The organism is Marcopretia estuarina LEGE 06307, assembly GCF_056633115.1.
Genome location: NZ_JBSJOY010000001.1, coordinates 81,084 through 100,210, shown reverse-complemented (window position 1 = coordinate 100,210; position 19,127 = coordinate 81,084). Strand labels below are relative to the sequence as shown.

Annotated in this window: 18 protein-coding genes; 9 read left to right on the top strand and 9 right to left on the bottom strand. The window is 65.7% G+C overall.

All coding sequences use genetic code 11. The features are described from left to right. Positions 1 to 6: 6 nt before the first annotated feature. On the bottom strand, positions 7 to 867 hold the full coding sequence (locus tag ACWJI3_RS00470) for a dienelactone hydrolase family protein (protein ID WP_480202465.1): 861 nt from the start codon (positions 865 to 867) through the stop codon (positions 7 to 9). Between the two features lie 199 nt (positions 868 to 1,066). Here ACWJI3_RS00470 and ACWJI3_RS00465 point away from each other — a divergent pair, with 199 nt between their 5' ends. Then, positions 1,067 to 1,342, top strand: coding sequence for a hypothetical protein (locus ACWJI3_RS00465; protein ID WP_480202464.1), 276 nt, complete (start codon positions 1,067 to 1,069; stop codon positions 1,340 to 1,342). 52 nt (positions 1,343 to 1,394) lie between these two features. After that, entirely contained in the window at positions 1,395 to 2,138 is a 744-nt protein-coding gene (locus ACWJI3_RS00460) for a YoaK family protein (RefSeq protein ID WP_480202463.1), read from the top strand. A 38-nt stretch (positions 2,139 to 2,176) separates the two neighbouring features. On the opposite strand, the gene ACWJI3_RS00455 is transcribed toward ACWJI3_RS00460, so the two are convergent. Further along, the gene (locus tag ACWJI3_RS00455; protein WP_480202462.1) at positions 2,177 to 2,755 is read right to left on the bottom strand and encodes a class I SAM-dependent methyltransferase; all 579 of its coding nucleotides are present in this window, start codon (positions 2,753 to 2,755) and stop codon (positions 2,177 to 2,179) included. Between the two features lie 455 nt (positions 2,756 to 3,210). On the opposite strand from ACWJI3_RS00455, the gene ACWJI3_RS00450 reads away from it, so the two are divergent. Then, entirely contained in the window at positions 3,211 to 4,524 is a 1,314-nt protein-coding gene (locus ACWJI3_RS00450; RefSeq protein WP_480202461.1) for a tetratricopeptide repeat protein, read from the top strand. 27 nt (positions 4,525 to 4,551) lie between these two features. Here ACWJI3_RS00450 and ACWJI3_RS00445 read toward each other — a convergent pair whose 3' ends face one another. The 3 genes from ACWJI3_RS00445 to ACWJI3_RS00435 form a co-directional block, all read right to left on the bottom strand. After that, a complete protein-coding gene (locus ACWJI3_RS00445) occupies positions 4,552 to 6,144 on the bottom strand; it encodes an alpha/beta fold hydrolase (RefSeq protein ID WP_480202460.1) in 1,593 nt (530 codons plus the stop codon). 44 nt (positions 6,145 to 6,188) lie between these two features. After that, the gene (locus tag ACWJI3_RS00440) at positions 6,189 to 6,734 is read right to left on the bottom strand and encodes a hypothetical protein (protein WP_480202459.1); all 546 of its coding nucleotides are present in this window, start codon (positions 6,732 to 6,734) and stop codon (positions 6,189 to 6,191) included. Positions 6,735 to 8,120: 1,386 nt separating this feature from the next. Beyond that, positions 8,121 to 9,839: a SulP family inorganic anion transporter gene (locus ACWJI3_RS00435; RefSeq protein WP_480202458.1), complete on the bottom strand. Its 1,719-nt coding sequence runs from the start codon at positions 9,837 to 9,839 to the stop codon at positions 8,121 to 8,123. 35 nt (positions 9,840 to 9,874) lie between these two features. On the opposite strand from ACWJI3_RS00435, the gene ACWJI3_RS00430 reads away from it, so the two are divergent. The 5 genes from ACWJI3_RS00430 to ACWJI3_RS00410 all read left to right on the top strand — a co-directional run bounded on the left by ACWJI3_RS00430 (position 9,875) and on the right by ACWJI3_RS00410 (position 14,530). After that, a complete protein-coding gene (locus tag ACWJI3_RS00430) occupies positions 9,875 to 10,642 on the top strand; it encodes a sulfite exporter TauE/SafE family protein (protein WP_480202457.1) in 768 nt (255 codons plus the stop codon). A gap of 133 nt (positions 10,643 to 10,775) precedes the next feature. Continuing rightward, the gene (locus ACWJI3_RS00425; protein ID WP_255139945.1) at positions 10,776 to 11,246 is read left to right on the top strand and encodes a hypothetical protein; all 471 of its coding nucleotides are present in this window, start codon (positions 10,776 to 10,778) and stop codon (positions 11,244 to 11,246) included. 42 nt (positions 11,247 to 11,288) lie between these two features. Further along, positions 11,289 to 11,972 carry a Coq4 family protein gene (locus ACWJI3_RS00420; RefSeq protein ID WP_480202456.1) on the top strand — a complete coding sequence of 228 codons (684 nt, stop codon included), beginning with the start codon at positions 11,289 to 11,291 and terminating at the stop codon, positions 11,970 to 11,972. Positions 11,973 to 11,979: 7 nt separating this feature from the next. Then, entirely contained in the window at positions 11,980 to 12,759 is a 780-nt protein-coding gene (locus ACWJI3_RS00415) for a sulfite exporter TauE/SafE family protein (protein WP_255099646.1), read from the top strand. 61 nt (positions 12,760 to 12,820) lie between these two features. Further along, on the top strand, positions 12,821 to 14,530 hold the full coding sequence (locus ACWJI3_RS00410; RefSeq protein WP_480202455.1) for a mechanosensitive ion channel family protein: 1,710 nt from the start codon (positions 12,821 to 12,823) through the stop codon (positions 14,528 to 14,530). Here the strand turns inward: ACWJI3_RS00410 and ACWJI3_RS00405 are convergent. Together ACWJI3_RS00405 and ACWJI3_RS00400 are read right to left on the bottom strand one after the other, a co-directional pair. Next, positions 14,436 to 14,888: a hypothetical protein gene (locus ACWJI3_RS00405; RefSeq protein ID WP_480202454.1), complete on the bottom strand. Its 453-nt coding sequence runs from the start codon at positions 14,886 to 14,888 to the stop codon at positions 14,436 to 14,438. The two genes, ACWJI3_RS00410 and ACWJI3_RS00405, sit on opposite strands and share 95 nt — an antisense overlap. After that, positions 14,885 to 15,274 (bottom strand): lysozyme inhibitor LprI family protein, encoded by a 390-nt coding sequence (locus tag ACWJI3_RS00400; RefSeq protein WP_480202453.1) that lies wholly within the window; start codon positions 15,272 to 15,274, stop codon positions 14,885 to 14,887. Before ACWJI3_RS00400 ends, ACWJI3_RS00405 begins: the two co-directional genes overlap by 4 nt. A gap of 612 nt (positions 15,275 to 15,886) precedes the next feature. Here ACWJI3_RS00400 and ACWJI3_RS00395 point away from each other — a divergent pair. After that, positions 15,887 to 16,336: a hypothetical protein gene (locus ACWJI3_RS00395; RefSeq protein WP_480202452.1), complete on the top strand. Its 450-nt coding sequence runs from the start codon at positions 15,887 to 15,889 to the stop codon at positions 16,334 to 16,336. Positions 16,337 to 16,394: 58 nt separating this feature from the next. Here the strand turns inward: ACWJI3_RS00395 and ACWJI3_RS00390 are convergent, their stop codons facing one another. Both ACWJI3_RS00390 and ACWJI3_RS00385 read right to left on the bottom strand, forming a co-directional pair. Beyond that, positions 16,395 to 16,982, bottom strand: a complete 588-nt coding sequence (locus ACWJI3_RS00390; RefSeq protein WP_480202451.1) for a hypothetical protein — start codon at positions 16,980 to 16,982, stop codon at positions 16,395 to 16,397. Positions 16,983 to 17,244: 262 nt separating this feature from the next. Then, positions 17,245 to 19,125 carry a nitrilase-related carbon-nitrogen hydrolase gene (locus ACWJI3_RS00385; RefSeq protein WP_480202450.1) on the bottom strand — a complete coding sequence of 627 codons (1,881 nt, stop codon included), beginning with the start codon at positions 19,123 to 19,125 and terminating at the stop codon, positions 17,245 to 17,247. Positions 19,126 to 19,127 lie beyond the last annotated feature (2 nt).

Genomic DNA, 19,127 nt, shown 5'->3' with positions numbered 1-19,127 from the left:
CGTCCATCAGGCCACACCATTGGCCTTGAACCAGCTCAGCAGCCGCTTCCAGCCATCCGCTGCGTCTGCCGCTCGGTAAGTGGGGCGGAAATCGGCATGGAAGCCATGGGGAGCGTCGGGAAACACGATGATTTCGCTGCGGCTGCCGGCAGCCTTGAGGGCGGCTTGCATGCGCTCCACCGACTCCAGCGGGATGCCGTCATCCTTGCCGCCGTACAGACCCAGCACCGGCGCCTTGAGCTTGGCCGCCACATCCAGGGGATAGAAGGGCTGCTCCGGCGTGCGGGTTCCCTCCAGGCGGCCATACCAGGCCACGCCGGCGGCGAGCTTCGGGTTGTGGGCGGCGTAGAGCCAGGTGATGCGGCCCCCCCAGCAGAAGCCGGTGATGCCGAGCTTGCTGATGTTGCCGCCGCCGCTGCTGGCTGCCCAGGCCACGCTGGCATCGAGGTCGGCCATCACCTGGGCATCCGGCACGGTGGCCACCACCGGCAGGATCGCGGCGATATCGGGCAGCTTGGTGACATCCCCCTGGCGCTCGAACAGGCTGGGGGCAATGGCCAGATAGCCCAGACGCGCCAAGCGGCGGCACACGTCCTGGATATAGGCATGCACCCCGAAGATCTCCTGCACCACCAGCACCACCGGCAGATTCGTGCCTGCCGCCGGCCGGGCCCGGTAGGCCGGGATGGAGCGGCCCTGCACCGGAATCGACACGAAGCCGGCGGTAAGGCCCTCTGCAGCTGTGGTGATCGTGGACGCCGCGATCGGCCGCACCGCTACCGCGAAGCCAGCCGCCAGGGTACCGAGCAGCAGATCACGGCGGCGCAGGCCCTGCGGGCCGGCTGAATCCGAAGGCATCGAGGGCATGGCGTTGTAGGTGTGGCACCGATGGGTTCATTCTGCTGCGTTCTGCTGATTACGGCTGCAACGAATAAAACCAGGCGCAACGTTGCACGTGGTGCGAAGCTGTGATCGTGGCTAGAGGTGGGTGGTGCCAACGCACAAAACACATGCGAGAACAGACATGAAAAGATTTATCGCCTCATTGATTTCGGCTGTGATTCTGATGACAACCCTGCTGTTCCAGTCACCCGCTATGGCCCTGGCGTCGTCATCCTCACCGGTCTCAGGTGAGCGTGGCGCAGCAACGAGCCAGGTGGAGACCGTCTCTCAGCAGGGCGACGACAAGGCCCAGGACACGATCGGCTCCATCACTGGAGAAGGGGGCCAGAAGGGGAAGCAAAGCGAGGCGAAAGCCAAGGCCGCCGGTAAGACCGTGGACCGCAACACCAAGGAACTCGTTGCCAACGACAACAAGATGGTGAACAAAGCGGTCAACTGACCCAGGCCGTTCCGTTCAGCCAGGGAGCCGAGGCCACACGAATCTGTGAGGCATGCCAGTTAACTATGTGCGCGGGCTCACGGCCACGGTTCGCACAAGGCGCAGCAATACCCACCTGGGCATCGGCCTGGCGTTCGTGGCCGGCGCTACCAATGCCGGTGGGTTTCTTGCCGTGCAGCAATACACGTCCCACATGACAGGGATCGTGTCGTCGATGGCGGAGGCGGCCATTGGTGGCGACTGGTTTGTGTTGAGCACAGGCGGCGTCGCCCTGGCTGCGTTCCTCATCGGTGCCGCAACAACAGCCATCCTGGTGAATGCGGCGCGGGAGCACAATCTGAGCAGCGCCTATGCACTGCCGCTGCTGTTGGAGGCGCTGTTGCTGCTGCTGTTCGGCACGATTGGCGCTCGCCTGAATGAGATGCATGAGCTGTTCGTGCCACTCACTGTGGTGTTGCTCTGCTTCATCATGGGCTTGCAGAATGCGGTGATCACCAAGATTTCGCATGCAGAGATCCGCACCACCCATGTCACCGGGCTGGTGACGGATATCGGCATCGAAGTGGGCAAGCTGCTGCTGGTGAATCGGCCCTCACACGCAGTTCAGCCGCCTGTGGTGGTAGACCGTGAACGCCTGCAGCTGCTGCTGCTGCTCTTCTCCGGCTTCTTCAGCGGGGGCGTGGTGGGCGCGGCCGGCTTTCGTGCCATCGGCTTCGCCGCCACGGTTCCCCTGGCTCTGGTGGTGGTGGCGCTGGCCTTGATCCCGGTGATCGACGACCTGCGCCGCACCGCCTGAGTGACACCACCCCCGGGGGGCGAGAGCAACCCTGCCGATCAGCTGATGCGGCAGGCGTCGTAGTGGTGGTTCTCTCCTTCATCCACAAACTCACCAACAACCTGCAGGCCAGCGGCGGCAAGGGCGCGACGGTACGCCTCATCCCCGAGGGAGACGCAGTGGCCGCCCATCATCGTGTCTGTCCACGCCACCGTCTGCACAGGAGCAGTGAACAGAAAACGGCCACCACGCTGCAGAGCAGCAGAGACGCGGCGGATCAGTGCGCGCTGCCCATCAGCTGGCAGCAGAAACAACAGGCCAACGGCCACAACTCCGTGGAATGTGTTGTTGAAGAAACTGGACTCTTCCACGGGCTCGCACGCCACCCTCGCCTGGGGAAAGCGCTGCCGAAACGCCGCCACCATCGTGGGAGAGGCATCCACGGCTGACACGTTGCAGCCTTCGGCCATCAGGGCAGCAGAAATCGGCACGCCGCAACCGCAGCCCAGATCAAGAACCGAAGCACCTGCCGGCAAGCCCCGGCACCAGCTGCGCACCGTGGCGGCACCAATCGAGGAGCGCTCGGCCACAAAACGGGCCGCTACGGCTTCCCAGCCATTGGATCGATCAACCTCCACCCACCGCCGCCGCTGACAATGGCCTGGCCCCGTCCATCCTCAACCAACGGCGATCAGGACGAACGCTGCCCCTACTCCACAACAAACGCAGGCTTGACCTGGGTGAGACAGCAGCTGTCGGCTGCGGCAGGCATCAACCAGGCGCGAACAGCGCCCATGGCCGACACCCAGGAAGGTGAACACCTAGGCGATTGTGATGGTCTTCGCTGTGCTTACCCACCAGGTTGTTCAGGCCTGCAGCTGAGCGTGTCGCTGCTGAGAAGGTATGGATGGCATGCCGCCCTTGGGGATTGGGTCCTCGGTAGAGACGGAAGAGAGCAGAGGGCCGGTCCGTTCCTGCTGGCCGCGCCGCCGCTGAGTGCCGTTGGACGAAGCTCCAGCGGCTCGGTTTGTTGTTCAGCAGCCTCCTAGGATCGGCCTCGCTAACGATCGACCAGTTCGGGACGGTTGGACGCATGGGCACGACACGACGCGGGCTCGACGTCAGCACCGACGACGAAGGCGCCATCGCCGCCATCGACACCTTCACCGACCGCCTCTGCGGTCTTGACCTCGGTGCCGAGAGCGTGCTCGACGCCGCCGCCACGTTCGCCGACGTGGCCAGCCTGCAGCTCGGCGCAGCGATGGTCGGGCTCTACGGCCAGACCACTGAGGCCTCCGCGCTGGCCGCCGGCCACCTCGCACGGCTGGCAACGCTCGAACCCGCGCTGAACGAACGGGAGGCCGCCACCCTTGCGGCGCTGCGGCGGTGGGACAGCGGCGATTTCCTGCTCGCGGTCGAGCGGCTTGAGGCGCTGGTTACACGCTGGCCGACCGATCTGCTGGCGGTCAAGGCCCTCGAGTTCCTTTACTACTTGCTCGGCCAGCAGCACATGGGGCCACGCTTCCTCGACCAGATCGAGCGCATCGCCGAACCCAATCGCGACGATCCAGACTTCCTGGCCGTGTGGTCCTTCGCCACCGAACTCGCCGGCAACGCCGAGGCCGCAGCTGAGCTGGCTGAGCAGGCCCTCGCCCTTGATGCTCACACCCCATGGGCTCAACACACGCTCGCCCATGTGTTCATCACCCACGGCGACCCGCCCGGCGCCATCGACCGCCTGACCGGCTTCCTCCCCGTCTGGCAAACCAGCAGCAGGCTCATCTACTGCCACAACGCCTGGCATCTGGCGGTGGCGCGTCTCGACCAGCTCGACCGTGACGGCGCCGACGCCGTGTTCCGCGACCACATCTGGGGCCTCACCCCTGACAGCCCCGGCGAGCAGATCGACGCCATCTCCTACCTGTGGCGCGCCGAGATGGCCGGCGCGACCGTGCCCGACGCCACCTGGGCCGACGTGGCCGACCACGTGGAGGCCCGCGTTCACGAGTGCGTGTTCCCGTTCCTGAGCGCCCATCACGGCTACGCGCTGGCCCGCGCCGGGCGCGGCGACGCTCTGGCGAAGCTGCGGGAGTCTGTGCAGGCCCGCACCGACCGCGGTGACGGCGAGTCGACGCGGGTCTGGCAACCGGTCGGACAGGCGGTGGTCGAGGCCTGCATCGCCCACGGCGCCGGTGACGACGCCACCAGCGCGGCGCTGCTCGATCCCGTGATGCCGGCGGTGACCGCCGTCGGCGGAAGCGACGCCCAGGACGATCTGTTCCGCCTGGCCTACCTCACCGCCCTCGCCGGCGCCCACCGCCACGCTGATGCCCACCGCTATTGGGAGCTGATGACGGCTTTCAAGACCCCGTCGCCCCTGGATCTCCAGCTCCGGGCGCAGGTCTGATGGGAGCCCCTTGCAGGGGCGGTGCCCCTACTCCACAACAAACGCAGGCTTCACCTGATCGACACAGCGGGTGTTGGGTGTGGTGGCGGGGCGTGCCAGAAAATCTGCGGCGATCTGGGTGACGCAGGCTGCGGCAGGCGTGCCCCCCGGCGCGAACAGCGCCCCATGGCCCACACCCGGGAAGGTGACCACAGTGGCGGTGGCGAGATTCTTCGCCACAGCTTCGCCGTAAGGAGCAGGGGTGACGGGGTCGAAGCTGCCATTGAGCACCAGGGTGGGGATCTGCCGGTTTCTGTAGACGAAGGGCGGCTTCTGCTCCACCTGCAGCACCTCACAAGCCCGGTTCACAGCTTCGGCTTCGCGCAGGCCGAGGGGAACCAGCTGCGGATAGGCGGGCGGCAGCACCTGGGCCGGATCCACCCGAATCGAGCGCGCCCGCGCGCAGAGAACGGTGTGATACATCTCCTTCGCGCCAGGAGGCTCCAGATCGGAGAGCGCCTCAGCCACCCAGGCGAAGTTGCCCTGGCTGGCCGCTTTGATGAATCGGGGCAAGGAACTGCCGCGGGTGGACTCACCGGAATAGGGGCGCGCCAGATAGGGAACCATGGCCGTCACGAAGGCATTGCCATCGAGCTTGGTGACGAATGGCTGCTTGCTGGAGGGGATGGTCAGCGTGAGGGGCAGAGGCTTGCGGTTGAGCTCATCAACGATGGCGTGAAACGTCTGCTCAAGCTTGGGATAGGCGGCGTTACAGGCGGGATCCTGGGCGCAGGCCTGGAACACGTTGCGCAGGGCGTAGCTGAACGTGTGGCTGGAGGCCAGATTGAAATCCACATCAGGCCGGACCACGCCATCAAGGATCACGCTGCGGAGCTTGGCCTTGTGCTGATCCGCCTGGGCGATCACATACTGCCCCAGCAAGGTGCCATAGGAAACGCCGTAGTAGTTGAACTGCGGGTAGCGCAGCGTCTCCACCACCGTATAGATATCCGCGGCATTTTCGCGGGTGTTGAAGGCACTGGGGTTGATGCCCTGCGCCTTGAGGCGTTGATTGCAGGCCTGGATCCAGCTGGCATCTGTATAGGGGATCTGCCCCTTCGCCACCGCGATGTTGTGCGCATGGTGCTCAGGGCAGAAGAGGAACGGTTTGGCAAAGCGCGTGCCGCGCTCCTCCACGAAAATCATGTCACGGCCCTTCAAAAGCGCCGGGAGTTCCGGAAACTTCGGCAGGCCACCATTAACGATATCGCCAATGGTGGAATCCCCCGGGCCGCCCTGCTCCACCACCAGGGGATCGGCGGCAGGGGCGCTGCCGCTGCTGCGGGTGCGCACCACACCGAGCTGGATCGTGCGCCCCTGGGGTTGCCCGTGTTGCTCCGGCACGGTCACGTAGCCACAATCCGACTGGGCGGCGATGGCGGCAGGCACAGCAAAGGTTGTGCAGTCGACACGGGTCCATGCCGCGCCAAACCGGGCCCGATCGGCAGCCGCATGGCTCACCCCACCACTGCCTGCGGCCACACACGCCACGGCAAGGAGCGTGAAGGGGCCGACACGAGACAGTGCCCAATGCTCCAGGCGAACGGTGCGTGCTGGAGGGCGGGAAGGAGGAAGCTGCATCGGGGCCAACGTTCTGCTGAATTCAAGCAAAGAACCGTTGTGAATCAGTAGTTGGTGCTCACTCTCACCATCACTGTGTGCTGCTGAGGATCAAGCACGGCGAGCATGAAGTCGTTCACGTCCGTGTCGAGCGTGTCTCGCACGGTCTTGGGCGCGTGCAGGATGTTGGTGCCTGCGGTTCTGATCTGGTACCAACCGATGGGCGGATGGGGAGGCATCGTCTGACGGAACTGCCCCAGCAGCTGCTGATCAGTGGAGTTGCCCACGCCCCCCGCCGCTCGGGCCCTACGAATACCGGCGAGGTGCGCCAAGGTCGTCTCAGGAATCGGCAGAGGCTGCCACTGGCTGGTGGCCTTAAGCCGGCGCGTCAACGCGTCGAAGTCGCCCTCGCTGAGCCCAAATACCATCGTGATCTTGAGCCCTTCGCGCCCAAACCAGCCCGCCTCCGCCGGCGAGATCTGAGCCACCAGCACCATGGCCGCCGCTGGAATGTCGTACTCACGGCGAATCACCTGCTCGTCGGTCTCGCGCACGAAGCAACCCGCAAGGGCGGCAGAGCAGAGCAGCACGGGGAGCAGGAGTGGCCTCATGGGGTCAGATTCTGCTGGGCGGGAGGCTCTGGGATTACGGGGGGCAGTAGAGCGAAATGTCCACTTCAAGCACGTACCTAGGCGTTCAGTCCAAGCAGCGAGGGCGTGATTTGCGTAACACGCTCCACATATACACGCGTGGGTTGATCCTGAAAGAGCCAAAGGAAGACGGGTAGCTGAAAATCTGCTTTCCTTTATAATCGGAGGCAGTAGCCCTGAATCGAACGCTCGCCATCACCAGGCCACAGGGAGGAATGCCTATAGCCAGTGTAGTAATGGTGGCGGCCCTGGTGCATGGTGACGTTATACCGGATCATTCGGGCGCCTAAGCAACAGCTCGCTGAATGATTTGCCTCCAAAGTCCAGGATGCACACACGATTAAAGGAACTGGCAAAAATGCTGCGGGAAAGCTCTTTGTGTGGCCGCAACAGACTTGCCTCAACGCTTCCATCGCAAATCAGCAAAAGCCACGCCTTATCTACCTTATCTGCAAATTTATTGAATCTTCCCTCTTTCGCATTAAGCGCGATCTATATCAAGTCATCACTTATCTCGCCAACGAAGGCGCTAGAAGAGCAACCCCAGAATGGTGGGCCATTTCCTTCAAACAAGGCACCACTGACACAGAGAACTTCCTCTGGCCAGTTCGACCCGCAGAAGTTCTCTGACCGTAAACAGAATGTCTCCCCTAGCAGAAGTGGCTGTCGAGTAATGATATCTACTAGCATATTAGCCACAGCGCCAATGCGATCATCACGGATACCTGAGGAGCGATGAAAAGATACGTTGACATGAAAGAACATATCTGTAGTTTGGCTGTGCAATGAAGTAGCAGTATCAACGACTTTTTGACAGGCGCTAGCTCGTTGACGATCACGACTTCCGCCACGCCTTCTTTCATCAGCAAACATTCGGCGTACTTCAATTCCGATCTTCTGCCCGCCAACCAGCGCCATAATGTCAGGTGGATCCTGGTCAGGGAACCACAGCCTAGACTTGCGTTCCGCTCCTCCAGACTCGCAAAACAGGCGAACCGCATTCAGTTCATACTCTTGCTTTTCAGTGACCATCACTCGAATCGTTATAACTTGTTCTTCGACAGTTCTGCAAACCACATTCTGCCATCGTGACTTTTCTGTCAAACACGCCCGGCATCTCACCCAATCCTGAGAAACCCTAGCTGCTGCAGCGAGGCTGCAGCCCGAGCGGATGCTCATCCCACTGTTTGCAAGTCCGCAAACCACTGTCCGGCCTTAAACACTCTCAGACACGCAGAGAGACTCACCGAGGAGGCTGCTACCCATCCCCACAACCGCAAAAGCCGCAATCACTCTCAAGCCGCATAAAGAGGTAAACAACTAAGCGCTCTTTGCCACCGATCGCCGTCACCCAACACACGCCCCCACCTCCCCTCGAAACGCCGCAATCGCCTCAGGCAGCGTGGGGTAAAAGCGCTCAGGGCCAACCCGGTCGACGAAGCCGGTTCTGCTGAGCTGTTGGTAGAGGTCCTGCTTGGTGCGGGCCATGGCGAAGACGATGCCGTTGGCCGTGAGTTCGCGCTGGAAGTCCTGGAGCACATCGGCGGCGGTGATGTCGATCTCCACGATCGCCTCGGCGTTGAGCACGAACCAGCGCACCGGCGTGGCCTCGGCCGCCACAGCGGCCAGGGCGCGGCGGCGGAAGTCTTCCGCATTGGCGAAGCAGAGGGGGGCGTCGTAGCGGTAGAGCATCAGCCCTGGGATGGTGCTGGCCCCCTCCCAGTCGTCCACGTCGTGCAGGCCGCCCAGCTGGGGCACCTGGCCCAGCACCGCGTCGTGGGGGCGCACCAGCCGCGCAAACAGATCGATCACCGACAGCGCCACCGCCAGACCCACGCCCATCAGGATGTCGGTGAACAGCACACCGGCGCAGGTGATCAGCGCCAGCTGGAATTCGCTGCGCTTGAAATGGCGCATCCGCTTGAGCTCGCCGATGTCGATCAGGCGCAGGGCGGCATAGATCACGATCGACCCCAACGCCGCCTGCGGGAACAACGCCAGCAGCGGCCGCAGGAACAGCAGCACCACCAGCACCACCACGAACGCCACCAGCGAGAACAGCTGCGAGCGGCTGCCCAGCGATTCGCTGATCGCCGTGCGGCTGCCGCTGCTGCTCACCGGAAAGCCCTGCATCAGCCCATTGCCCAGATTCACGGCCCCCAGCGCCAGCAGCTCCTGGTTCGCATCGATGCGGTACCCGCCCCGGGCAGCGAAGGCGCGGGCGGTGAGCACGTTGTCGGAGTAGCCCACCAGGGCGATGCCCACCGCCGCCGTGAGTAGATACCGGATCTTGTCGAGCGCCAGGCCAGCGGGCGGCGCCAGGTGGCTCAGCTCCGTGAACGGCAACGCAAAGCTGGGCAGGCCGGCCGGGATCGCGCCGATCACCGCCACTCCCGCCTGATCCAGGTGGAACAGCGACACCGCCGCCACCGCCAGCAGCACCGCCAGCAAGGGCCCGGGAGCCGAGGGGAACCGCCGCTGGATCAGCAGCAGGAAAACCAGCACCCCAATCGCCAGCAGCAACGTGGGCGGATGGATCTCGCTGCTGCGCCCAGCCAGCTCCAGCAGCTCACCCGCCAACGACTTGGCCTTGAGCTCCAGGCCGCTGATCTTGCCGATCTGGCCGCTGATCATGATCACCGCCACCCCGGCCATGTAGCCCACCAGGATCGGCTTCGAGAGCAGATCAGCCAGGAAGCCCAGCCGCGCCCAGCCCCCCAGCACGCACACCAGGCCCACCAACAGGGCCAGCAGGCTGGCAAAGCTGGCATAAGCCAGCGGATCACCGGCGGCGATCGGGGCGATGGCGGCTGCCGTCATCACCGCCGTGGTGGATTCGGGCCCCACCGACAGCTGCGGGGAGGAGCCGATCAGCGCATACAGCAGCATCGGCGGAAGAATCGCCCAGAGCCCGGCGATCGGCGCCACGCCGGCCAGCTCCCCATAGGCCATGCACTGCGGCACCAGGTAGGCGGCCACGGTCACCCCCGCCAGCACGTCCCCCCGCAGCCAGGCCGGTTGGTAGGCACGTAGGCGCTTCAGGCCAGGCAACAGCGAGACGGACATTCCCTTGGCCTGCTCCACCATCGCCTTCCTCCACAATGGCCCTCAACGCCGGAACGGGCGCCATGGAACCCGGCGCCGTTGGGCTCACCGCGCTCGTGGGGGTGATTGCCTTTCTCTATTCCGCCGTCGGCCAAGCAGGAGCCAGCGGCTATGTGGCGGCGCTGGTGGTGGCGGGGCTGCCGGCGCAGGATCTCAAGGCCTCGGCGCTGCTGCTCAACGTGGCCGTCGCCACGATCGGCACGCTGCAATTTGCCCAGGCCGGGCACCTGCGTTGGCGGCGGGTGTGGCCGTTTGTGGCCGGATCGGTGCCGCTGGCGGCCGTTGGTGGCTTCCTGCAACTGAGCGCCAGGCCCTTCGAACTTCTGGTGGGAGCGATCCTGCTGGCCTCCTCGCTGCGGTTGATCTTCAAAGCGAGCGGCAGCAGCCCAGATCGTGTCCCCACACCACCCGCCTTCGGCAGCGCGCTCGGCAGTGGTGCCGTGATCGGCCTGGTTGGTGGCCTCAGTGGCACCGGCGGTGGTGTGATCCTTTCACCGCTGATGCTGATCAAGGGCTGGGCCTCGGCAGCGGAGGTGGCCGCCACCTCCGTCACCTTCATTCTCTGCAACTCACTGGCCGCCCTCGGTGGTGTACTGGTGAGCCAGCGGCACTTGCCCGCGGGGATCACGCCCCTGCTGATCACCGTGGCGATCGCCGGCTGGCTGGGTTCCCGGCTCGGCAGCCGCCTGCTGTCGCTGCGCGTGCTGGAGCGCTGGATGGCCGCCTTGATCGCGTTGGTGGGGTTGAAGTTGCTGGTGGGATAAGCGAAAGGGGCCAGGTGGGGTGAACTGCTGCATCGGCGGCTGAACCAGCCGCAGCAACGCCGCGGATCAGCCCCAGGCTTTGCCACAGCCGCTACCAATTCATACGTTGAAGTTGTACCGAAGATTGCCTGCCATGCGCCGTGATACCCAGCTCTGGCTTGCAGGAAGCATCGTGGTGGCGATCGCGGTGGCCTCCGTCGTGGTGATCAACCAACGCGCCCAGATCTCCGACCAACGCGAGAGCCTTGATCAGCAGAGTCAGCTGACTGCTGAGCTGAAGGAACGCAGCGATGAGGCCGCCCGCCTGCGTCAGCAGGAAACGAACTTTGCCTTGCAACTCAAGGCGCTGGATGCGGAGCAGGCCAGGAACGCCGCCTCGGCGGCAGCCGATCAGGCCAGCCAGGCCGCGTCGGAGCAACGGGCACAGGAACGCCAGCGGCTGGAGGCCCAGATCCAGGACCTCAAAGTGCAACGAGAGCGGCTGGCGCGCCAGACCACCTGCACCCAGATCCAGACGGGCCTGCGCTCAGCCGAACGGAACGGGGATGAAACCCAGACCAAGACCCTGCAGGAGCGCTGGAACGCCACCTGCACCAGCGGCTGAACTCGGCGGACCTAAGTTCCCTTCACCGCCTCCACGACGGCCATGACCCGCTTCCAGCAGTCCCTGCAGGCCCTGGGGCAGGCCCGTCAGCTGATCGCGGTGGGGCGCAGTCAGGGGGATCTCGCCAGGATCGCCGACCTGGTGGACAGCTTCCTGGACACGCCCCAGATGGACGCCTGCATCGCCCGCTTCCGGGCCCTGCCGGGTGGGGCGGAGTTGCTGGACAGCCGCTATCCCCCCCTCCAACCCGACCTGGATCGGCTCTCGGCCTTGCCACCGGGGAGCCTGGGCCACACCTACGCCGCCCTGATCCGTCGCCTCAACTACGACCCCTCCTTCTTCCGCCCACGCCCGATCGATACGGAAGGCCGCTGGCTCACCCAGCGGATCGCCACCACCCACGACCTGCACCATGTGGTGAGTGGCTTCGGCACCTCACCGGCGGGCGAGAACGGGGTGCTGGCGATCACCGCCACCCAGATCGGCTTCCCCGCCTACGTGAGCCTCACCCATGCCGCCCAGATCGCCGGCTTCCGCTTCGGGCTCGACGACTACGCCAACCTGAGCCGAGCCATCAGCCACGGCGTCACCATCGGCTTCACCGCCTCTGCCTTCGCCACCGCCCGCTGGGAGGAGGGCTGGGAGCTGCCGGTGGCGGCCTGGCGCGAGCGGCTGGGGGTCACCCTGCCAGCGGACGGTGAGCCCTACGGGCTGACCCCGCCCTGACGCTGGGATGGTGAACGCACCTCTGCCCTTCGAGATTCAGGCCTTCTGGGCGGGCCTGGCAGCCGTCGCCGCCGGGGCGATCAATGCCCTGGCCGGCGGCGGCTCACTGCTGAGCTTTCCCGCCCTCACCGCCATCGGCCTGCCGGCGGTGATGGCCAACGTGACCAACACCGTGGCCCTGGTGCCGGGCTACCTGGGGGCAACCAGGGCCCAGCGCCGCGAACTCCAGGGCCAGCGCCAGCGCCTGCTCTTGCTGCTGCCGGCCGCCGCCCTCGGTGGCCTGCTGGGCGGCTGGCTGCTGCTGAAAACCGGCGAGCGGTTGTTCACCCAGCTGGTGCCGTTCCTGATCCTGTTCGCCTCGGCGTTGCTGGCGGTGCAGGAGCCCGTGCGCCGCTGGTTGCAGCGCCGCTCCGAGCGGCACGGCCGCAAGCCCTCGGAGCGATGGGCCGTGGGGCCGGTGTTCCTGGCGGCGGTGTACGGCGGCTTCTTCGGCGGCGGGCTGAGCGTGATCGTGCTGGCGGTGCTGGCCCTCAGCCTCGATGACACCCTCACCCGCCTCAACGGCCTCAAGCAGGCCGTGTCGTTCGCCGCCAACCTCACCGCCGCCGCCTTCTTCCTCTTCTCCGGTCAGGTGGCCTGGGGCCTGGCGGCGGTGATGGCGGTGGGCGCCATCGTCGGCGGTGCCCTGGGCGGCAAGGTGGCGGGCCGCGTCCCGCCGGCCACCCTGCGGGCCATCGTCGTGGTGGTCGGAGTGGCGGTGGCGGTGGTGTATTTCGTCAGAACGTGAGGGTGGCGGCGAGCTGCCGTGCGCCCTGATGCCCAGACTGGCCGTTCCTGGGCCAGTCAGCGTGGGGCACTCCACAACCAGCCGCACCGCTGCCTTCTCTGCTGCCTTCGCTGCTGCCCTTGGCAAAGCCCTGGCCATGCTGGTGCTGCTGCTGGCCCTGGCCCAGCCGGGCCTGGCGGTGGACACGCCCAGCCCCGCCGCGCCGGCGGACAGCCAGCCGGTGGCGGGCAGCTTTCGTCTCTCCCAGGTGCGCATCCTCGGCGTGCCGGTGATCAACGTGGCGTCGTTGCGGGTGGCAGGCCCTGATCAGGCCGGCCCCGACGCCGCCGAGCGGGCGAAGGTGGTCGAAGGCAACCTCGACCTGCTCTATCGGCCTGCCCAGCCCTGCACGCCGGGGGAGCGGATCGGCGAGCTGCTGCTGGAGCGCGGCGGTGTGGACGCCATCGAGGCCGTGTGCGACCCGGATCACCTGGGGCTGCAGGGCGCCCCGCAGGCCTTGCGCGTGGTGGTGCAACGGCAGGCCGGGGGGCTGAACCAGCTGGCCGCCGTGGTGCCAGGCCGCGCCACGCCGTTCCCGCTGCTCACCGTCACCGCTGCCGACGCCCAGCTCAACGGCACCAGCGAGGCGGTGCTGGCGGAGCGCTGGCGCAGCCGGCTGGAGCGGCGGCTGCGCCGTGCCCGCCAGATCTACGGGAAGCAGCAGATCTCCGAGCGGATGAGCATGGCGGCGTGGGTGGTCGCCGGCCTCACGGTGGTGCTGGTGCTGGCCGTGTGGCTGTGGCGGCGCCTGCAACGCCAGTTGCCGCGGCTGCAGCGCCATCGCCTCGAGCACGCCAGCCGGCTCGCCGCTGCCCGCTTCCATCTGGCCCAGAGCCTCAGTCGGCTGTTGCTGGCGGCGGTGCTGGTGCTGGGCGTGGCGATCGGCGCCGTGCTGCTGCTGGCCTCCCCCGGCCAGGTGGCACCGGCGATCGATGTGCTGTTTCAGCCGCTGGTGGTGCTGTTCAAAGCCCTGGCGATGCTGCTGGCGGCTGCCCTGCTGCGGGCGCTGGTGGGGTTGCTGCTGAGCCAGTGGGCCAGCAACGTGTTCGTGCCGGCGGCCTTCCAGGCGCGCCGCGAGCAGCGCTACCGCAGCCTGTTGCGGGTGCTCAGGCGGCTGGTGGATCTGGCCTGCGTGCTGGTGTTCAGCGCCTGGACGGTGATGGGCATTCCCGTGCTGCGCGATCTCTCCAGCAATGCCCTGCTGGCCAGTGGCGCCGTGCTCGGTGCCCTCGCCCTGGTGTTCCAGGGCTTGCTGCGCGATTTCGTGGCTGGTCTGGTGCTGCTCTTCGACGACCGCTACGCCATCGGCGACACCGTGGAGATCGGCGGACGCCTCGGCGAGGTGATCGATGTGGGGGTGCTGAGCACCGAGCTGCGCTGCCGCGACCAGCGGGTGGTGGTGGTACCGAACAGCGGCTGTGAGCAGAGCGTGAACCACACCAAGCTGCGCTCAGGCGCCGAGCTGTCGCTGCTGCTGCCCCATGGCACCGATCTGGCCGTGGCCCTGCCCGCCATCAGCGCCGAGCTGGCCGCCTTCGCGGCCGATCCCGCCTGGAGCGCCACGCTGCTGCAGCCCCCCCAGCTGCTGGGCGTCGATGCCATGACCGCCGATGGCCTGCAGGTCACCGCCCTGCTGATCACCGAAGCGGGCCGACAGGGGGAGGCCCGCCGCGCCCTGCTCTCACGCCTGGTGCAGCGGCTCGAAGGCGGCGCACAAGCAGGGCCAGGCTGAGGGCGAGCGCGGCAACCAGCTGGAGCAGGGGCACGCCGATCGTGACCACAGCCTGCGCCAGTCCGGGTTCAGGCGTCGAAATGGAGTGGGGCGCGCTCAAGGCCAGCAGAGCGACACCACCGACGCCAAGCACCACGCTGGCGATCAGCAGCATCCATGCCTCACCGTTGCGTCGCCGCACACAGGCCGCCAACACCGCCAACAGCAGATACGGAGCAACCAGCAGGGCCAGCACCGGTAGATCCATGCTCCACGCGCCGCCACTGCGGGCAGCGTGGAGAACCGCGGTGGCAGCAGCAGTGCAGGCGCAGACCAGCAGGGTGGCGCGCGGCGGTGGCGTGGTGTTGATGCCGTTCAAGGTTGAACGGGCGCTGGCTGCCGCGTCGCGGGCCGAGCCTGCAACTGGCGCAGCCGTTGGCTCTGGCTGGCCTTCACACAGGCCCGCAGCTGCTCCCCTGCGCGCCAGCATTGGTCCATGGCGACCACCCATTGCTCCTGCTCGCGCAGCAGGGCCGCGCGCCCGCTTTCCTGAAGCGCAGGATCCGCAAGCGCAGCACGGAACGCCTGACGAAGCTGCCGGTCGAGGGCCGTGAGTTCTGCATCCCGGCAGATCAGCACCGTGGCGGCGCTGCCCGCCACCTGGCAGCGAATCGTCTCGCCATCAAAGGAATCCGGCGGTGGCGGAATCGCCAGCGCAGCAGACGTACCGAGGCCCGCCGTCAGCAGCAACAGCGCCCGCGGCAATCGCCACCGTCCCCAGGCACAGACAGCCGGTGTCAGCACTAGCCGGAACAGATGCGGCGACACAGGATTCAGCAGGGGGCGTGGCAACTGTGGCAGGAGAGGCTGCTGGAGAGGCTGCAGCCGAGGGTGATGCTGTCGATGGGGCAAACAGCACCAGGGGACACCACCAGGAACTTCACACGGAGAATCCCATGGGTGCATCGGCTGGGAGACACAGCTGCGAGCCGCCTGGGACCCGGCGAGCCAACGGTGCTGGGGTGTTCACATTGCAGTGAGCGGGGAGGCCTCACGGAAAAGGATCGCCGCAAGCAAAAGAGTGGCCACAGGCCTTCACAAGGTGCATCCGCATGGCGATGAAAACAGACGATCTCTTGATTCATGTGGATTCAGACGCATCACCAAGGCAACAATCATGGCCAAGGGCACAACATGATTCAGCGATGCCTGGAATGAAGCAATGGCCAAGCCACAGCTGGCAAGCCGCCGCAGAGATACAAACCAAAGATCACGTGCTAAAATTAACGTGAGCTAGCCACAAGCGATTCGCCGAGCAGAACGCAACTTTCTGAAACGAATTGTTGTGAATTGCTGCAGTTTGAAGCACCCTTCAGCATGAATACCCTCAAGCAGATCGTCACCGCAGCGGCCTCTTTTGGAATGGCCCTGCCGCTCGCCGCCCATGCCATTGATCCGGCCTACGGCAAGCAACTGGAGAAATCCGGGTGCACCCAGGCCACGGAGCTGAAAGGCTGCGACATCAACAAGAGCAGGGAAAAGAATACAAAAGCTGGCTTTGGTGCCGCCAGCAGCGTGGTGTCTCCCTATGCGGGCCAGTGGGTCGCGAGAAACATTGACGGTCGTACCGTTTCCAAGATCCGTATCGACGGCAAGAACAAGGTCATGGTGAACGGCAGCGCTGTGAAGAGCAAGCTCAGCGATGGCGCCTTGGTCTTCACGTCAGGCAGGATCACCTACACGATTCAAGGTGATCCCCGCCTCCAGCATGAGAGCAGCTGGTTCAATTCCGACGCTCGCACCACCGGCCCGATTCGCCGTCAATAGACGAAGGCTTCATGCCTCGCAGTTGGAGCGCCTATCCATGCGCCAGCGCCGAAGCCAATCAGAGACCCTGTTCACGGTAAAAGCGGCGGATCGCATCCTCCGCCACTTCAACCTGCGCGGCATCACAGGTTGAGGTCTTGCTGAAACGCTTGCCGGCCTTGTTGAAGTTGACGCGGCAACCACCCTCAAACTTCACCTGATGAATGCCAAGCAACAGGGGAACGATCTCAGGGGGATTGCCCGTGGATGACCCGCCACCGGAACTGGAAGCACCGCCTGCCGCACCTTTCGTGTAGGGGGCCGTATCCCAGAAGACAAAGATGGATTGCTTCTCCAACCGGTACACCTGGCCGCGCTTGCCATCGAGGATCTCACGCTTGGCAGGTTCGCCACGCTCATCAAAGTACGCATTGGGCATGCTCTCGTTGGGCTTGAGCTCAATGGTCTGGCCGCCCTTGAGCCGAATAGAAACGAAGCCTTGCCGTTGGGAGAATGTGCACAGCCCAGAAGAGGTGGCCTTATCTTCTCCTGCAGGGAAAACGTCGCAGCGGGCATCAACAGTATCTGCCAGTGCTGGCGACGCGACCGCTAAAGCAGCAACACTCAGCAGGGATGCAGCAAAGCCATGAAGCGCTTTCACCTGCATAGCAATCACATCAGCAATGACTGTTTCACCATACCCGACTTAAGCCTCAGAAAGACAAGCCGAAGACTGAGAAAACCTGAAGATTCAGCAGGCCACTGGCCACAACAGACGGCCCAGAGCCAACTCTTCGGCAGTGATCAGACAGCCGATGGGTAACCAACAGGGCATCATCGACGGGCTCTGGCAGCCATTGTGCGAGGCCCCAATCGCGCACCATACGCACAAACAATCGCGCGCACCACGCCCAGCCGAACGCCGGCCCCTACGGACAGCGCACCATCCCGTGGCCAGCCTGGCGCCAGCTCTTGAAGCAGCTGTTCTCGGCCTCGAGCACCAGCGGGCGGAACAGATCGTTGCGCTGCCCGTCGATCAGTTGCTGCTGGTTGATCCAGGTGCCGGGGTAAGGCACCACCGTGCGGTGTCGCACGGCATCGGCGCCGGCAGCGGCCGTGAGGGTGGGCGTAGACACCACCGGCTCCGGCCCGAAGATGCCGGCGGCCGTGGAGCTGCCGACGCGGCGGCCACCGCTCACCACCCACAGCTGGCCCAGCTTGGCGGCCAGGTAGGGATGCAGATCGGCGCGACCGGTGGGGGGATCACTGACCGCGTACAGCAGGGGGTCGATCTCCACCTTGAGGGCGGCAGGGGCACCGGCCGGGGCGGCCAGCAGGTCGGCGCGCAGGCTCTGGTAGAGCCCGGTCACCTCCGTGACCGCCAGATCGCCCACCGTGGCCAGCCCCACCCGGCCCAGCGGCGTGGCCACCACCACCGGAGCGTCACCGGCGCTGGCCCAGGTCCGCTCGGAAGCCGTCAGGTGGGTGGCGCGGTAGGGGCCCAGGATCGTGCCGGCCGGGCCAGCCAGGGCCACGGTGTGAAACACCTGGCCGCCCTCACGCTCGGGGTAGCTGCCCACCAGATAACCGCTGCCGGCCTGAGCCCGCTGCGCCAACAATTGCTCGAAGGCGCCGCCGCGGCGCTCGGCCCGGCGCCGCAGCTCGGCGCCATCCAGGCCGCTGGGGAGGGCAGAGAGCTCCGGCAGCACCAGCAGCTCGTTGGGCTGGGGCTGGCTGCTGGTCAGCCGTGAAAGGCCGCTGCTCCACTGGGCGGCGGCCAGTTGCACCGGACGGCGGCTGGCGGTGGCGGTGATATCGACCGGCGCCCGGCGCAGCGCCAGCAGGGGGTTGTAGAGCGAGGGGCGGCGTGCGGCCAGGCGCTGATCGCGCACGGCATCGGCGTCTGCCGGGGTGATCGTGGCCGAAAAAATGCCGTTCAGGCCAGGCGGCAACACCGCGGGCGGCACCACCGGCGCTTGCACCAGCTTGCGTCCGCTGGGCGACCAGATGGTGGAGCCGCCGTTGTAATAGAGCTGGCTGCCGGTGATCGGATTGCGCTCGATGCCGCTGCGCGTGGCCCCCACCACCCACACGCCATTCAGTGCACTCATGTGCTGCACGCTGGCCACCGTGGAATGGTTCGAGCGCGCCTGGGCGGCCGGCGTGCCGGGCATCACCCGATCGGAAACGGAATGCCAGCCGATGATCTGCGCGCCCCGCAACGCCGCCAGTCGGTCGTACTGCCAGTAGGTGTCGTCGTAACAGATGATCAGGGCGATGCGGCCGATCGGCGTGTCAAAAACACCCACATCGGTATCCCCGGGGCCGAACAACTGCACGTCCTGGCCGTTCAGGCCATTCTTGCGGTACTTGCCGATGATTCCTTCGGGCCCCATCAACACAGCGGTGTTGTAGAAGAGCCCGGTGGCGCTGTCTTTCTCGGCAATGCCCACACTCATGTAGAGGCCCGTGCGCTTGAGCACCGGCAGCAACGCCGCGGTGGCCTGCCCCGGAATCGTGTCCACAAAGGGAGCCAACTGGGCAGGGCCGGTGAAGTCGTAGCCGCTGATCGCCGTTTCGGGAAACACGGCGTAGTTCACACCTTCAGCAGCCACCCGCTCAGTGGCCTGCACCAGTCGGCGGATGTTGCCATCGCGATCCCCCCAGGCGGGGATGAAATCCACCGCCGCCACCTTGATCGGCAGGCTGCCCACCTGAGCGCTGGCCGGAAGCGCCACACTGCCCAGCAGGCCGGTGATCATCAGGCCGAGCGAAGCAACGGCCAGGCGCTGCAGGGGAACTGCCGTCATGG

Excerpts from the sequence above, each read along its gene's own strand:
- ACWJI3_RS00470 (WP_480202465.1), bottom strand. The coding sequence starts at position 867 with ATGCCCTCGATGCCTTCGGATTCAGCCGGCCCGCAGGGCCTGCGCCGC.
- ACWJI3_RS00465 (WP_480202464.1), top strand. The coding sequence starts at position 1,067 with ATGACAACCCTGCTGTTCCAGTCACCCGCTATGGCCCTGGCGTCGTCA.
- ACWJI3_RS00460 (WP_480202463.1), top strand. The coding sequence starts at position 1,395 with ATGCCAGTTAACTATGTGCGCGGGCTCACGGCCACGGTTCGCACAAGG.
- ACWJI3_RS00450 (WP_480202461.1), top strand. The coding sequence starts at position 3,211 with ATGGGCACGACACGACGCGGGCTCGACGTCAGCACCGACGACGAAGGC.
- ACWJI3_RS00445 (WP_480202460.1), bottom strand. The coding sequence starts at position 6,144 with ATGCAGCTTCCTCCTTCCCGCCCTCCAGCACGCACCGTTCGCCTGGAG.
- ACWJI3_RS00440 (WP_480202459.1), bottom strand. The coding sequence starts at position 6,734 with ATGAGGCCACTCCTGCTCCCCGTGCTGCTCTGCTCTGCCGCCCTTGCG.
- ACWJI3_RS00435 (WP_480202458.1), bottom strand. The coding sequence starts at position 9,839 with ATGTCCGTCTCGCTGTTGCCTGGCCTGAAGCGCCTACGTGCCTACCAA.
- ACWJI3_RS00430 (WP_480202457.1), top strand. The coding sequence starts at position 9,875 with ATGGCCCTCAACGCCGGAACGGGCGCCATGGAACCCGGCGCCGTTGGG.
- ACWJI3_RS00425 (WP_255139945.1), top strand. The coding sequence starts at position 10,776 with ATGCGCCGTGATACCCAGCTCTGGCTTGCAGGAAGCATCGTGGTGGCG.
- ACWJI3_RS00420 (WP_480202456.1), top strand. The coding sequence starts at position 11,289 with ATGACCCGCTTCCAGCAGTCCCTGCAGGCCCTGGGGCAGGCCCGTCAG.
- ACWJI3_RS00415 (WP_255099646.1), top strand. The coding sequence starts at position 11,980 with ATGGTGAACGCACCTCTGCCCTTCGAGATTCAGGCCTTCTGGGCGGGC.
- ACWJI3_RS00395 (WP_480202452.1), top strand. The coding sequence starts at position 15,887 with ATGAATACCCTCAAGCAGATCGTCACCGCAGCGGCCTCTTTTGGAATG.
- ACWJI3_RS00390 (WP_480202451.1), bottom strand. The coding sequence starts at position 16,982 with ATGCAGGTGAAAGCGCTTCATGGCTTTGCTGCATCCCTGCTGAGTGTT.
- ACWJI3_RS00385 (WP_480202450.1), bottom strand. The coding sequence starts at position 19,125 with ATGACGGCAGTTCCCCTGCAGCGCCTGGCCGTTGCTTCGCTCGGCCTG.